The 13,300-nt window shown below is 71.9% G+C and carries 12 protein-coding genes and 1 tRNA gene; 9 read left to right on the forward strand and 4 right to left on the reverse strand.

All coding sequences use genetic code 11. From position 1 onward, the window contains the following. Positions 1 to 56: 56 nt before the first annotated feature. Together ABZZ74_RS26070 and ABZZ74_RS26075 are read right to left on the reverse strand one after the other, a co-directional pair. Entirely contained in the window at positions 57 to 3,410 is a 3,354-nt protein-coding gene (locus ABZZ74_RS26070) for an SUKH-4 family immunity protein (RefSeq protein WP_356768816.1), read from the reverse strand. Positions 3,411 to 3,417: 7 nt separating this feature from the next. Further along, positions 3,418 to 4,431 carry an SMI1/KNR4 family protein gene (locus ABZZ74_RS26075; protein ID WP_356768847.1) on the reverse strand — a complete coding sequence of 338 codons (1,014 nt, stop codon included), beginning with the start codon at positions 4,429 to 4,431 and terminating at the stop codon, positions 3,418 to 3,420. Positions 4,432 to 4,785: 354 nt separating this feature from the next. On the opposite strand from ABZZ74_RS26075, the gene ABZZ74_RS26080 reads away from it, so the two are divergent. Further along, positions 4,786 to 5,334, forward strand: coding sequence for a YwqJ-related putative deaminase (locus ABZZ74_RS26080; protein WP_356768818.1), 549 nt, complete (start codon positions 4,786 to 4,788; stop codon positions 5,332 to 5,334). 79 nt (positions 5,335 to 5,413) lie between these two features. Continuing rightward, positions 5,414 to 5,908: an SUKH-3 domain-containing protein gene (locus ABZZ74_RS26085; protein WP_356768849.1), complete on the forward strand. Its 495-nt coding sequence runs from the start codon at positions 5,414 to 5,416 to the stop codon at positions 5,906 to 5,908. Positions 5,909 to 5,920: 12 nt separating this feature from the next. Here the strand turns inward: ABZZ74_RS26085 and ABZZ74_RS26090 are convergent, their stop codons facing one another. Next, on the reverse strand, positions 5,921 to 7,225 hold the full coding sequence (locus ABZZ74_RS26090) for a histidine kinase (protein WP_356768820.1): 1,305 nt from the start codon (positions 7,223 to 7,225) through the stop codon (positions 5,921 to 5,923). A 331-nt stretch (positions 7,226 to 7,556) separates the two neighbouring features. On the opposite strand from ABZZ74_RS26090, the gene ABZZ74_RS26095 reads away from it, so the two are divergent. The 7 genes from ABZZ74_RS26095 to ABZZ74_RS26125 all read left to right on the forward strand — a co-directional run bounded on the left by ABZZ74_RS26095 (position 7,557) and on the right by ABZZ74_RS26125 (position 13,139). Continuing rightward, positions 7,557 to 7,631, forward strand: a tRNA-Gln gene (locus tag ABZZ74_RS26095). A 118-nt stretch (positions 7,632 to 7,749) separates the two neighbouring features. Further along, complete coding sequence (glmU, locus tag ABZZ74_RS26100; RefSeq protein ID WP_356768822.1) at positions 7,750 to 9,198, forward strand: bifunctional UDP-N-acetylglucosamine diphosphorylase/glucosamine-1-phosphate N-acetyltransferase GlmU; 1,449 nt, start codon at positions 7,750 to 7,752, stop codon at positions 9,196 to 9,198. Between the two features lie 87 nt (positions 9,199 to 9,285). Continuing rightward, on the forward strand, positions 9,286 to 10,260 hold the full coding sequence (locus tag ABZZ74_RS26105; RefSeq protein ID WP_133045902.1) for a ribose-phosphate diphosphokinase: 975 nt from the start codon (positions 9,286 to 9,288) through the stop codon (positions 10,258 to 10,260). A 190-nt stretch (positions 10,261 to 10,450) separates the two neighbouring features. Further along, entirely contained in the window at positions 10,451 to 11,044 is a 594-nt protein-coding gene (locus ABZZ74_RS26110; RefSeq protein ID WP_356768824.1) for a 50S ribosomal protein L25/general stress protein Ctc, read from the forward strand. 69 nt (positions 11,045 to 11,113) lie between these two features. Beyond that, positions 11,114 to 11,716: an aminoacyl-tRNA hydrolase gene (gene pth / locus ABZZ74_RS26115; protein WP_133045900.1), complete on the forward strand. Its 603-nt coding sequence runs from the start codon at positions 11,114 to 11,116 to the stop codon at positions 11,714 to 11,716. 88 nt (positions 11,717 to 11,804) lie between these two features. Then, positions 11,805 to 12,305 (forward strand): hypothetical protein, encoded by a 501-nt coding sequence (locus ABZZ74_RS26120; protein ID WP_356768827.1) that lies wholly within the window; start codon positions 11,805 to 11,807, stop codon positions 12,303 to 12,305. A gap of 135 nt (positions 12,306 to 12,440) precedes the next feature. Then, entirely contained in the window at positions 12,441 to 13,139 is a 699-nt protein-coding gene (locus ABZZ74_RS26125) for an LPXTG cell wall anchor domain-containing protein (protein ID WP_356768829.1), read from the forward strand. A 66-nt stretch (positions 13,140 to 13,205) separates the two neighbouring features. Here ABZZ74_RS26125 and ABZZ74_RS26130 read toward each other — a convergent pair. Then, the coding region (locus tag ABZZ74_RS26130; RefSeq protein ID WP_356768851.1) for a phosphoenolpyruvate carboxylase at positions 13,206 to 13,300 on the reverse strand (95 nt) is incomplete at its 5' end.

The following is a 13,300-nucleotide window of genomic DNA, read 5'->3' on the forward strand; positions in this document are numbered from 1 at the left end:
GGTCACAGTGACCGGGCCCGGCCCGAAGGGTTCCTCGTGTCAGGGGAACGTCGGTGTCACAACAAGCCGTCCCACATCTGCTCGAGCAGCACCGACCACCAGCTCTCCGGCGACCCGAGCGCCGCCGGGTCGAGGGAGGCCAGCTGGGCCTGGAAGTCGACGGTCCAGCGGCCCGCCTGCTCCTGGTTGAGACCGAACCGCAGCCGCCACATCCGGCCGAGCAGCGCAAGGCAGCGCTGGAACTCGGGCAGCCCCGTGTTCACGAACTGCGGCGGCACCGGAGCACCGCCGGGCCCGGCCTCCACGGGGACGGCCACGATGTTCGCCGTGCCGTACTGCACGCACAGCGCCTTGCCGAAGTCGCTGCCCATAACGAGGTAGGAGGCCGCGTCCGACGCCGGCTGCACACCGCGCTCCTGCGCCAGTTCGGCGAGCGTCGGCACCGGCCGACCCGGCTGCGCCTGCGCCCAGAAGAACGGGCCCATGTCCAGCGGCAGTCCCGCCGTCACCAGCGACTGCGCCACGATCGGCGGCACGCCCTGCCGGGAGACCGCGGCCTGCTCGAACCGGAAGACGCCCGGCCCGAACGCCGCCGCGAGCTCCTGCGCCACGGCCTCCGGCGGAACCGGCGGCGCCGCCTGCACCGGCGGCAACGGCGCACGCACCGGCGCGGGGCGCGCCGGCCCGTCCGCCACCTGGTGCAACTCTCCCTGATGCGCGAGCAGTTGCCGCATGCCCTGCTGCCGGCTCGCGTGATCGGTGCCGTAGGGCGCGATGCTGGTGATCCGCGCCTGCGGCCACTGCTCCCGGATCATCCGCGCGCAGTACGCACCCGGCAGCTCGCAGGACTCCAACTCGGTGTGCAGTTCCAGCACCTGGTCCGGCGGCACGTTCATGCCGCGCAGCTCGTGGAAGATCTGCCACTCCGGGTGCGGCGTCCCCGGCGCGGACCGCCGGATCACCTGCTGCTCGGAACCGTCCTGCGCCCGGTACCGAAGAACGGCCTGATACCCGGGACCGACGGTCGGCTGCCCGGCGGGCTGCTGCGGATACCCGTACGCCGACGGCTGCCCCGGCGCCGGCATCCCACCGGGCCCCGGCGGCATGGGCGGCTGGGGCGCACCCGGGCCCATGTGAGCCCCAGGAGCCCCGGGAGCCACACCGGGGGCGCCCGGAGCACCGAGCGCGCCGGGGGCTTGCGGCGGCGGAGGAACACCGGGACCACCCACGCCCGGTGCACCGGGACCACCCACCGGCGGAGCGCCGGGACCACCCACAGGCGGCGCGGCCAACACGGTCTCCGCGTGGTGAACGGGCCCGGGCGCGCCCCCTGCAGAACCGTGCGCGCCGGGGGCGGCTGGTGCGCCGGGGGCGCCGGGGGGTTGAGGAGCGCCGGGCGCACCCGGCATGCCCGGGGCGCCTGGCGGTTGGGATGCGCCGGGCGTGCCGGGTACACCCGGGGCGCCCGGAGGCTGAGACGCGCCGGGCGCTCCAGGCCCCTGGGGCGCCCCCGGGAAACCGGCTGCGCCGGGGGCGCCCGGAGGCTGCGGGGCGCCGGGAGGCTGAGGAGCGCCGGGCGCGCTCGGCATACCGGGGGCTCCTGGGGCTCCGGACGCGCCGGGCGCGTTCGGCGTGCCCGGGGCGCCCGGAAACGCCTGCGCGCCGGGTGCGCCCGGGAAGCCTGGGGCACCCGGAACACCCGGGGCGCCCGGAGGCTGCGGCGCGCCCCCACCCGGGCCCATTCGACCCGGGTCGGCAAGCACCGTCGCGGCGTGGTGGGCGCCGCCCGGCGGAGCACCGCTTGGCGAGTTCGGCGCACCGGGCGGTTGAGGGGCGCCCGGCGGGTTCGGCGCGCCGGGCGGATGCGGTGCGCCCGGGGTCTGCGCAGCCCCCTCCGGACCGTCAGGACCGAGCGCTGAGACGAGTTGCGTGGGCACGTACCCGCCCGCACCGGGCCCCGGCGGAGGCGGAGGTGCGCTGCCCGTCCGCGCTCCCGGTGCCCCCGGGGCGCTCGGCGGGGGCGGCGGAGTCGACCCCCGACGCGACGGAGGCGCGGCCTTGCTGGTCGCAGCATCGGCGATGTCCCCGGCGTTCGGCGCAAGCCCCGGCGCCCCCGGAGGCTGCGGCATACCCGGCGCCCCACCGGCCCCTTGCGGATACCCATAGGAGGACGCACCCGGCGGAGGCGGAGGCACCGGCCCCGGAGCCGAAGCCCCCGGAGACGAGCCAGGCGCTCCCGCACCGCCAGCCCCCTGCGGATACCCATACGACGACGCACCCGGCGGCGGCGGAGGCGCGGAACCCGGCGCGGGCGCCCCCGGCGCCCCCGCACCACCCGCACCCTGCGGATAGCCGTACGCCGGTCCACCCGGCCCGGGCGGAGGCGGCGGCGTACCCGGCGCACCAGCACCCGCGGGCGCCCCCAGCGCACCACCTGGCCCGCCCGACGCACCATGCGCACCGTGCGCCCCCGGCACTCCGGACACGCCCGACGCACTCTGTCCCGCGGGCGCCCCAGGCACACCCCCCGCGCCCGACGCCCCCCGGTCGTCCAGCGCCTGCGCCACCGCCGTGGGCGGAAGCTGGCTGCCGCCCGCGATCAGTGCCGTCTCGGCGTCGGGCGGGGTCGACGGCGCCGACGGAGGCGCGTCCTCGATGTCGCTCAGCGGCGGCGCGAAGACGGTCGCCGGCAACGGCACGGAACGGTCCTCGCCCACATCCGCGTTGGTGTCGGTCCCGGCCCAAGGAGTCGCCCCGGCGGACACGTTCGGCGCACCGGCAGCTCCGGGCGCCCCCGAACCGACCCGAGCGCCGGGCGAGTTCAAGTCACCGGAAGCCCCGACCGGCACCCCGGGCTGCGTCTCGGGAAGCGTGCCCCCCGACGCACCAGAACCAGACGAGCCAACCCCACGCCCATCACCACCGGCACCCGCACCGGCCCCCGCACCCGCACCGGACACCGCACCCGCGCCGGCCGCAGCACCACCCGCAGCCGCAGCCGCAGCCGCCCCCTCACTCCGCCGCTCCCCGATCCCCAGCTTGTCCGCCGCGTCCTGCAGCCACTCCGGAGGGCTCAACAGGAACGACGTCTGGTTCAGGTCGACGCGGGGGGAGGACGCGGCCGGCGGCGCCGGTTCGTCGGCGGGGTCCGGGCGGCCGTACTCCTCCTCGTAACGGCGGATGACCTCACCCACCGGCAGCGAGGGCCACAGCGTTGCCTCGCCGCTGTCCCGGGCGATCACCAGCCGCTGGGCGCCGCCGTCCGACCGCGGGCCCTCCGCACGATCCTCCGCCCACACCACGAAACCGAGCTCGAACTCCCGTACCCGCACCTCACGGTGCTGGTACGACGGCACGTCACCGTTGATCCACTCCTCGGCGCGCTCCTGCGCCTGCGCGAACGTCACCATCGCCGGCTCACTCCCCCACCACGGGAACGGACCGCGCGAAACCGCCGTCCACCATCAGATTCGCCACCGTCTCCAACTCCGGCGGGGATCCCGCCAGTCGGGACAGAAACACGTCGAAGTCCTCACCGCACGGCAGCAGCAGACGCTCCACCCGCTCCGCAGGTGCCCACGACGGATCGACGTCCCGCACGTCGTCGTACGCGCAGAACCACACAGAACCGATGCGCTCGCCCTTCACCTTCACCGCGAGCAACCCGCCCTGCACGAACCCGACGCCCAGATAGTCCTTGGTCAGATGGTCGCGCAGGCACTTGTTGACGTACACCAGGTCATTGACCGCGGCCTCGTCGCGCACCGTGAAGAACGGCTGGTCGATCAGCAGGCCGAGCCCCGCGTCGAGCGCAGTGCCCACCGGCGCGCAGCCGCCCGCCGCCTTCAGGAACGAACGGTACGCACCCGGCAACCGGTACCCGAGGTCTTCCTCGACCCCCTGCACCTGCGCCTCCGTCACCGCCACCCCCGACTTCGGCAGCCCGAAATGCGCCGGACGCGTCTCCTGCAACGGCCGCGTGCCTCGCTTGTCCTGGTCCACCGCCGACGTCGCGATCCCGCCGTGATGCCGCAGCAGCGCCTTCACCTCGACCGGGATCAGCTCCAGCCGCCGGCTGCCCGCCACGTGATGCCACGTCCAGCCGTGCGGCGTCGCCACCGGCACCACCGTGTCCCACAGGTCATGACCCGAAGCCGCCAACGCCGCGTTCGCCGACACGTAGTCCGTCAGCCGCAGCTCGTCGACCCCGAAACCCTCCGGCGCCTCCGCGATCTCCGCGGCCGCACGCGCGTAGGGAGAGAAATCGGGGTAACCGCGCTCGTCGACCCGTACCCCTCTCGGGTGACGGGCCGCCCGGACCGGATCCGGGAAATGCACGACCTGCCCGGCATAGGCCGCGTTCGGCGGCGCGGCTTGTCCCCCAGCCTGGCGGCTGGGCGGCGCCCCCAGCCCGAGCCGACCTGTCGTCATGGCGGTTGCCCCCTGCGGCACTCTGGTACGAACCGCGGCGACCGGCACCCGCCGCCCACCACGCCCCGTATCGACTGTCTCGTCCGTCCCGACTCACGTCGTGACCACACCGCGCCCGCCACCACACGCCCTCACGCATGCCGGCAAGCGCCACCCGCACGAAAGCGGTGCCGACAGCCTATGCGGTACGACCGCACCGGTCACCGGGCCCCGGTCAGCCACCCTCCGCTTCCGTGACCAGCCGTCACCCCGCCCTCACGGACCGCCCAAACCCGGGCGTGTCGCACCGCCCCAGCTACCGCACCAGCAACGGAGTTTGGCAGTCTGTCTCCTCCGGGGGGATGCACGGAGGGGATGACGATCATGAACGCGACGCAGACGGGACCACACGCGGGCACGTCCGCCACGCCGCACCGCGGCCTGTCCGGCGACCCCCGCATCGGCTGGAGCGCCACCACCCACGCCTCCGCCCCCACCCTCCTGCACCGCCGCGACGGCATACTCCCCACCGTCGCCGCCGCCCTCTCCGTCCGCGGCGCCACCCTCACCGGCACCGCCGCCCGCGGCGACCAGCCGCCACCCCTGCACCCCCTCGTGCAGGACTTCCTCGACACCCTCACCAGCGCCCAACGCGACCGCTTCACCGGCCGCTGCGCCGAGACCATCCTCATCTCCCGCCACATAGCCGCCGCGGACGCCGCCCGCAGCAAGCGCGCCGCCCGCAAGCCCATGACCAACGGCGAAGCCCGCAAAGCCCTCAAGCAGGCCAAACTCACCGCCCGCCGCATCCGCGAGGACGGCGACCCCCTGCACGGCAGCTTCGCGGCACCCTGCCGAGCCTGCACCGCGCTCAGCGCCCACTTCGGCGTCCGCGTCGTCGACCCGGCAGCGGCAGGCGACTGACTCCCCCGACCAACCCGTACGACAGCACGGCCCCCAGGGCCGGTCAGTGACGCCGGCGAACTCGACGATCGAAGGGCAGATGCACCCCGACCGCACCTCCACCACGCGCTTCCCCGTACCCGTCGACGCCGCCCTGCGCGCCGCCGGCTGGCAACCCGGACGCTGGGACATAAAGCAGGCCGAGATCTGGGCCGACGCCCTGCGCGAACACACCTCGCCCGCCGGCCACCGGCACGCCGTGTTCCCCGCCGCCGTCGAGGCCTGGGCCGAGTTCGGCGGCCTGCACATCACCCCCACCGGACCCGGCCGCCAGATCGCCCCCACCGCGATCCACCTCGACCCCCTGCACGGCCTCCACATGGCCCGCACCCTCGCCGACCTCGGCCGCGCCCTCGACCGCGAGGTCAGCCCCCTCGGCGCCGAGACCGACTCCGCCGCCCTCCTCGCCATCGACACCGAAGGCCGCGTCTACGCCCTCGACCACACCGGAGACTGGTACCTCGGCCCCGACATCGACCAGGCCCTCGCCGCCCTCGTCGCGGGCATCGAACCCGTACGGCTCACCGCGGGCTGACCGGCGAAGGGCCTACGCCGCCGGAATCACCGCCGACACCCGGAAACCCCCCGCGTCCGTCGGCCCCGACACGAACACACCACCCAGCCCGGTGACCCGCTCCTTCATCCCCACCAGCCCGTTCCCCCCGGAGGGCAACCGCGCCGACGACGCCGACGCGAGCTCCGGCGGCGGCTCGTTCTCCACCTGCATCGCGATCTCCGACACCCGGTGCGCCACCCGCACATACGTCTTCGCACCCGCCGCGTGCTTGTGGACGTTGGTCAACGCCTCCTGCACCACGCGGTACGCCGTCTGCTCGATCTCCGCCGCGTACGAGCGCACATCCCCCTCGACCGACAGAGCCACCACCATCCCGGCCGCTGCCGACTGCCCGACCAACTCCTCCAGCTCCGAGAGCCACGGCCCGTCGCCCTCGTCGACAACCCTCGACGCGGCCACCGCGGCAGCCATCCCGACAGCGGCCAGCGGAACCGGCTGCTGCGCCCGCCGCGAACCCTCCCCGCTCCTGAGCACCCCGAGCATCTCCCGCAACTCGGTCAGCGCCTGCCGCCCCATGTCCCCCACCAGCGCGGCGTTCTTCACGGCCTTCTCCGGGTCCTTGCGGGCCACGGCCTGCAACGCCGCCGCGTGCACCACCATCAGACTCACCCGGTGCGCGACCACGTCGTGCATCTCCCGCGCGATCCGCGTCCGCTCCTCGCCGCGCGCCCACTCCGCACGCTCCTCGGCCCGCTCCGCCAGCAGCTGCAACTCGCGCTCCAGGCTGTCCGCCCGCTCCCGCAGACTCTCCATCAGCCGGCGCCGGGCACCGACATACAGCCCCAGCAGCAGCGGCGGCGCGGTCATCCCGATCGCCGTCGTGATCGACGCGAACGGCACGAACCAGTCACCCAGGTCCAGACCGCCGTGGGCCATGTCCTGCCGCACCCGCACGAACATCACGATCAGCATGCCCACCAGCGACATGCCGGCCAGCGAGCCGATGATGCGGCGCGGCAACTCCGACGCGGCGAGCGTGTACAGGCCGACGATGCCCATGAGATAGCCCATCTGGGCGGGCGTGATGGCGATCGAGACAAGGACGACGGCTATCGGCCACTGCCGGCGCACGAGCAACGCGGAACCGGCCAGCACGCCGAACACGATCCCCGCGGCCAGCGGGATCCCCGCGTCCCGCGCGAACCGGATCCCCTCGAACCCGCACTCCACCGCGGACGCGACAGCCAGCCCGACATCCAACGCGGCACTGCGCCACCTGGTCCACCACCACGGCCCTCCCCGGACCGTGGCATGGTCTTCCCCCGTCGTGGTCATGCCTCCAGCCTACGGTCGTTCGTGGCTGGTTTTCCGTCGAGTTTCCACGACTGGCCTACACCACACTCCGTGACCGATCAACCACCACCCCCCAGACAGGTCTCGTACGCAAAGGGGGATCGAGCTCTTGGAACACCCCTGTTCCACCTGGAGCCGACGCAGGTCGCCCCTGGCGATCTCCTCGGCGTGGAACCCACCGCGTTCCAGCAGGCGACATTGAGGACGTACTGCGGAGTGCCGACCTGTACCGTCGCATGGATGGTGCCTGGTACGGCATAGTAGGAGGCGCCGCTCGACGGACTGACTGAATGTCCGTTTCGGTGATGTTTGTTCCCCTGTGGTGTAATTGGCAGCACTGTGGCTTTTGGTGCCATATGTCCGGGTTCGAGTCCTGGCGGGGGAGCCAAGCTCGGTTCGGGCCCTGACCGCTGAACGCACGGTCAGGGCCCGCTCTCATGTCCCCCACGAAACGCCCCGGTATCCTGCGGATGTCCCCACCATTCCAGAAGCCGAAGGGCAACCCCGTGAGCGCCATTCGCCCGGCAGCCGTCGTCGTTCTCGCAGCGGGTGAGGGCACCCGTATGAAGTCGGCCACACCGAAGGTCCTGCACGAGATCTGTGGCCGCAGCCTGGTGGGCCATGTCCTCGCCGCAGCCCGCGAGTTGGACCCCGAGAACCTGGTCGTCGTGGTCGGGCACGCGAGGGAGAAGGTCGCGGCCCACCTCGCCGAGACCGATCCGGCCGCCCGTACCGCCGTGCAGGAGGAGCAGAACGGCACCGGGCACGCCGTACGGATCGCCCTGGAGGGGCTCGGCGGGTCGGTCGAGGGGACCGTCGTCGTCGTGTGCGGTGACACCCCGCTGCTGACCGGCGAGACGCTGACGCGGCTGGCCGCCACCCATGCCTCCGACCGCAACGCCGTCACCGTGCTGACCGCCGAGGTCCCGGACGCCACCGGGTACGGGCGGATCATCCGGGACGAGGCCACCGGCGCCGTCACCGGGATCGTCGAGCACAAGGACGCCACGGAAGTGCAGAGGAGCATCCGGGAGGTCAACTCCGGGGTGTTCGCGTTCGACGGGCAGCTTCTCGCCGAGGCGCTGAAGAAGGTGCGGACGGACAACAGTCAGGGTGAGGAGTACCTGACGGACGTGCTCGGGATCCTGCGTGAGGCGGGGCACCGGGTCGGGGCCTCGGTGGCCGGCGACCATCGTGAGATCGCCGGGATCAACAACCGGGTGCAGCTGAGCGAGGCGCGGCGGATCCTCAACGACCGTCTGCTGACGCGGGCGATGCTGGACGGGGTCACGGTGATCGATCCGGCGACGACCTGGGTGGACGTCACGGTGACGTTCGAGCGGGACGCCGTCGTGCATCCGGGTACGCAGCTGCACGGTTCCACGCACGTCGGCGAGGGCGCGGAGGTAGGGCCCAACTGCCGGCTGACGGACACGAGGGTCGGCGCCGGTGCCCGGGTCGACAACGCGGTGGCCGACAGCGCGGAGGTGGGGCCGGAGGCGAAGGTGGGGCCGTACGCCTATCTGCGTCCGGGCACGCGTCTCGGTGCGAAGGGCAAGATCGGTACGTACGTGGAGACGAAGAACTCCTCGATCGGTGAGGGGACGAAGATCCCGCATCTGTCGTACGTGGGTGACGCGACGATCGGTGAGTACACGAACATCGGTGCCGCCAGCGTGTTCGTCAACTACGACGGACAGGAGAAGCACCACACCACGGTGGGGTCGCACTGCCGTACCGGCTCCGACAATATGTTTGTGGCTCCTGTCACGGTCGGGGACGGTGCGTACACCGCTGCCGGGTCCGTGATCACCAAGGACGTTCCGCCCGGTTCGCTGGCCGTGGCCCGTGGTCAGCAGCGGAATATCGAGGGTTGGGTGGCGCGCAAGCGTCCGGGGAGCGCGGCGGCGAGGGCGGCGGAGGCGGCTGCTCGCCGGGAGGAAGGCGAAGGCTGACCGGAAACGGTCGGGTCAGACACGGCGTACCGTGATAAGTGCACATCCGCACCCCACCTGCTGAGACACCTCTGAGGAGACAGTGCTGTGACCGGGATCAAGACGACCGGCGAGAAGAAGATGATGTTCTTCTCCGGCCGCGCCCACCCCGAGCTTGCCGAGGAGGTCGCCCAGCAGCTGGGTGTCGGGGTCGTCCCGACGAAGGCCTTCGACTTCGCCAATGGCGAGATCTACGTCCGTTACCAGGAGTCGGCACGTGGTGCGGACTGCTTCCTGATCCAGAGCCACACGGCTCCGATCAACAAGTGGATCATGGAGCAGTTGATCATGATCGACGCGTTGAAGCGGGCCTCGGCACGGTCGATCACGGTGATCGTGCCGTTCTACGGCTATGCGCGTCAGGACAAGAAGCACCGTGGCCGTGAGCCGATCTCGGCGCGGTTGATCGCGGATCTGATGAAGACGGCGGGTGCGGACCGGATTCTGACGGTCGATCTGCACACGGACCAGATCCAGGGCTTCTTCGACGGTCCGGTGGACCATCTCTTCGCGCTTCCGCTGCTCGCGGACTACGTGGGCGCGAAGGTCGAGAGGGACAAGCTGACGGTGGTGTCCCCGGACGCGGGCCGGGTGCGGGTGGCGGACCGTTGGTGCGACCGGCTGGGCGCGCCGCTGGCGATCGTGCACAAGCGCCGGGACAAGGACGTGGCGAACCAGGTCACCGTGCACGAGGTGGTCGGTGAGGTGGAGGGCCGCGTGTGTGTGCTGGTGGACGACATGATCGACACCGGTGGGACGATCTGTGCCGCGGCGGACGCGTTGTTCGCGCACGGCGCGGAGGACGTCATCGTGACGGCGACGCACGGGGTGCTGTCGGGTCCGGCGGCGGACCGGCTGAAGAACTCCAAGGTGAGTGAGTTCGTGTTCACGAACACGCTGCCGACGCCGAGCGAGCTGGAGCTGGACAAGATCACGGTGCTGTCGATCGCGCCGACGATCGCGAGCGCGGTGCGTGAGGTGTTCGAGGACGGTTCGGTGACGAGCCTGTTCGACGAGCAGTAGGCCCGTCTCCCTCGGGAGTGATCGATTTTTCTGCGGCCTCCCTCGCCGAGTAGACTGCCCCAGTTGCTCGGCGAGGGAGGCCGTTCCCGTTTCTTTTCGGGGTTCGGCTGTCCGTTATCGACGCGCTCTTCGTAGCAGGCCGTTCGTGGCCGGGTGACCCCGTCCGTTTCTACCTCTACGAGGAGTGATCATGTCCGAGGTGAAGCTCGCCGCCCAGACGCGCACCGAGTTCGGCAAGGGTGCCGCCCGTCGTATCCGTCGTGACAGCAAGGTTCCCGGTGTGCTGTACGGCCACGGCGTGGACCCGCTGCACCTGACGCTTCCGGGCCACGACCTGCTGCTGGCGCTGCGTACGCCGAACGTCCTGATCTCGCTGGACATCGAGGGCCGCACCGAGCTGGCGATCCCGAAGGCCGTGCAGCGCGACGCGATCAAGGGCTTCCTGGAGCACGTCGACCTGCTGCTGGTCAAGCGCGGCGAGAAGGTCACGGTCGAGGTCCCCGTCCACACCGAGGGTGAGCTGGCCCCGGGCGCCTACCTGCTGGAGCACGTGCTGAACGCGCTCCCGGTCGAGGCCGAGGCCACCCACATCCCCGAGTCCGTCAGCGTCTCGATCGAGGGCCTGGAGGCCGGTGCCTCCGTCCTCGCCAAGGACATCACGCTGCCGAACGGCACCACGCTGGCCGTCGAGGAGGACGCGGTCGTGCTGCAGGTCCTGGCCGCGCAGGCGGAGGAGTCGGCGGGCGAGGAGTCCGAGGGCGACGAGGCCGTCGCCGAGGCCTGAGCCTGACGCTCACTTTTCTGTCAGCCGCTGTTCCCTCAGGGGGCAGCGGCTGGCGTGTATCGAGGAGACATGGACGTGACGACCGACGCCAATGGCCCGTGGCTGATCGTGGGCCTCGGGAATCCCGGGCCCGAGTACGCCATGAACCGGCACAACGTGGGGTTCATGGTGGCCGATCTGCTGGCCGAGCGGATCGGGGGGAGGTTCAAGCGGGCCGGGAAGGCTCAGGCGCAGGTCGTGGAGGGGCGGATCGGTCCGGTGGGCCCGGCGAACCGGCGGGTGATCCTCGCCAAGCCGATGTCGTACATGAACCTCTCGGGTGGGCCGGTGAACGCCCTGAAGGACTTCTACAAGGTGCCGGTCGCCAACATCGTGGCCGTGCACGACGAACTGGACATCGACTACGGGACCCTGCGGGTGAAGCTGGGCGGCGGGGACAACGGGCACAACGGGCTGAAGTCGATGACGAAGGCGTTCGGTGCGGACTATCACCGGGTGCGGTTCGGGATCGGCCGGCCGCCGGGGCGGATGCAGGTCGCGGACTTCGTGCTGAAGGACTTCTCCTCGGCGGAGCGCAAGGAGCTGGACTACTTCGTGGACCGGGCGGCGGACGCGGTGGAGTGTCTGGTGGTGGAGGGGCTGGAGCGGGCGCAGAGTTCGTACAACTCCTGAGCATGACGCGGCGCAACTCCTGGGCACGGACCCGTACAACTCCTGACATGTCCCCCAGCGGGTTTGACTGACCGTCGGAGCATGGCCAATGATCCCCGCCATGCCCGCAGCCACCGCCACCCGTCAGGCCTCCGTCACCGCCCTGCGGTTCGGGCGGCTGGCGGCGATGGGCACGGTCGCCGTGCTGATCCTGATCGCCGGGGTGTGGGCGTCGTGGCGGACCGCCCCGTACGTGATGCTGACCAAGGGGCGGGAGCACGGCACGGTCGCGGTGACGACGTGCGGTGAGGACACCTGCACCGGTCCGTACACGCCGGCCGCGCAAGGGGCGCCGGTCCGGCGGCAGGTGGTCATCGACAGGTCGGTCGCGGTGAAGAAGGGCCGGAGCTACGCGGTCGTCGTGCTGCCGGGGAGCGACGAGGTGGTGCGCTCGGGGCCGGGCGGGGTTCTGTACGCGTGGGTCCCGCTGGGCGGGGCGCTGTTGCTGGCGTCGGTGGTCGTGGCGGGCGGGCTGCGGCGGACGCGGGCCGCGTGGCTGCTGGCGGTATCCGGGATCGCTCTGCTGACGGCCGCGTTCATGACGGTTTGACGCCTTCGCCGCCCTCCGCATCTGTGGAGGATCTGAGTGTTGCCTGTTCGTGATTGACCTTCGGTCAGTCGGGGCTGGATGCTGAGCCGCCCCCTCCACATCTTCCCGTCCGTAACTCGAAGATGGACTTGCCCCATGCGTACCCTCACCCGCGCCGGCGCGCTCTCCGCCGTCGCAGCGGCCGCGCTGTTCGCAGCCCCGGTCGCCGCCCACGCCACCGCTGTTGCCGCAGGCCCTGGTGACAACGGCACCGTGAAGATCCACGACGCCACGACCGGAGAGGAGCTGAAGCGCAACGAGCCGCACGTTTGCACCTTCTACTTGGACGCCTTCGGCTTCGATGGCGTCCAGAAGGTCGACTGGCACATCGAGGCCTGGGCCCCGACCGCGGCCTCCAAGGGCGCGACGGTGAAGACCGGCGACATCACCCTGGACGCCCAGGGTCACGGCCGTACGGAGGACCTGTCGCTGCCCGACGGCCACTACAAGCTGTTCTGGAACTTCGACGGCGAGAAGGGTGCCGCGAAGCACAAGGTGTTCTGGACGGACTGCGAGGACGAGGGCGCGGGCGGCTCGACCCCGACCTCGACCCCGTCGTCGTCGGCTGCCGCGTCCACGTCCGCGTCTCCGTCGGACGGCGCTTCCGCCGCGCCGAGCCCGTCCTCCTCCGAGGCCGGCTCCGTCTCCGCGTCCTCCTCGCCGTCGGCGCAGGGCGGCGGCTCGGGCGACCTCGCCGAGACCGGCAACGGCGTCCCGGTCGGTCTGCTCTCCGGTGCCGCTGCGGCGCTGGTGGCGGGCGGCGGTTACCTGGTGGTCCGGCGGCGCCGGGCCTGACGTACCACCACAAAGACGGTGCCCCCGAGTGGACGACTCGGGGGCACCGTCATGTCCGTGGGAGCGTCAGCCGGTGTTGCGCAGGCCGGCCGCCACGCCGTTGACGGTGAGGAGCAGGGCGCGGGAGAGCAGCGGGTCGGGGTCCTGGCCCGCGGCGGCGG

Origin of the sequence: Streptomyces sp. NPDC006476 (genome assembly GCF_040612015.1) — a bacterium.
Lineage (GTDB): Bacteria > Actinomycetota > Actinomycetes > Streptomycetales > Streptomycetaceae > Streptomyces > Streptomyces griseorubiginosus_B.

What these genes read in the sequence shown, in the direction of transcription:
- ABZZ74_RS26080 (WP_356768818.1), top strand. Translation starts at nt 4,786, where the DNA reads ATGACGATCATGAACGCGACGCAGACGGGACCACACGCGGGCACGTCC.
- ABZZ74_RS26090 (WP_356768820.1), bottom strand. Translation starts at nt 7,225, where the DNA reads ATGACCACGACGGGGGAAGACCATGCCACGGTCCGGGGAGGGCCGTGG.
- ABZZ74_RS26125 (WP_356768829.1), top strand. Translation starts at nt 12,441, where the DNA reads ATGCGTACCCTCACCCGCGCCGGCGCGCTCTCCGCCGTCGCAGCGGCC.
- pth (WP_133045900.1), top strand. Translation starts at nt 11,114, where the DNA reads ATGGACGTGACGACCGACGCCAATGGCCCGTGGCTGATCGTGGGCCTC.
- ABZZ74_RS26075 (WP_356768847.1), bottom strand. Translation starts at nt 4,431, where the DNA reads ATGACGACAGGTCGGCTCGGGCTGGGGGCGCCGCCCAGCCGCCAGGCT.
- ABZZ74_RS26070 (WP_356768816.1), bottom strand. Translation starts at nt 3,410, where the DNA reads ATGGTGACGTTCGCGCAGGCGCAGGAGCGCGCCGAGGAGTGGATCAAC.
- ABZZ74_RS26110 (WP_356768824.1), top strand. Translation starts at nt 10,451, where the DNA reads ATGTCCGAGGTGAAGCTCGCCGCCCAGACGCGCACCGAGTTCGGCAAG.
- ABZZ74_RS26085 (WP_356768849.1), top strand. Translation starts at nt 5,414, where the DNA reads ATGCACCCCGACCGCACCTCCACCACGCGCTTCCCCGTACCCGTCGAC.
- ABZZ74_RS26120 (WP_356768827.1), top strand. Translation starts at nt 11,805, where the DNA reads ATGATCCCCGCCATGCCCGCAGCCACCGCCACCCGTCAGGCCTCCGTC.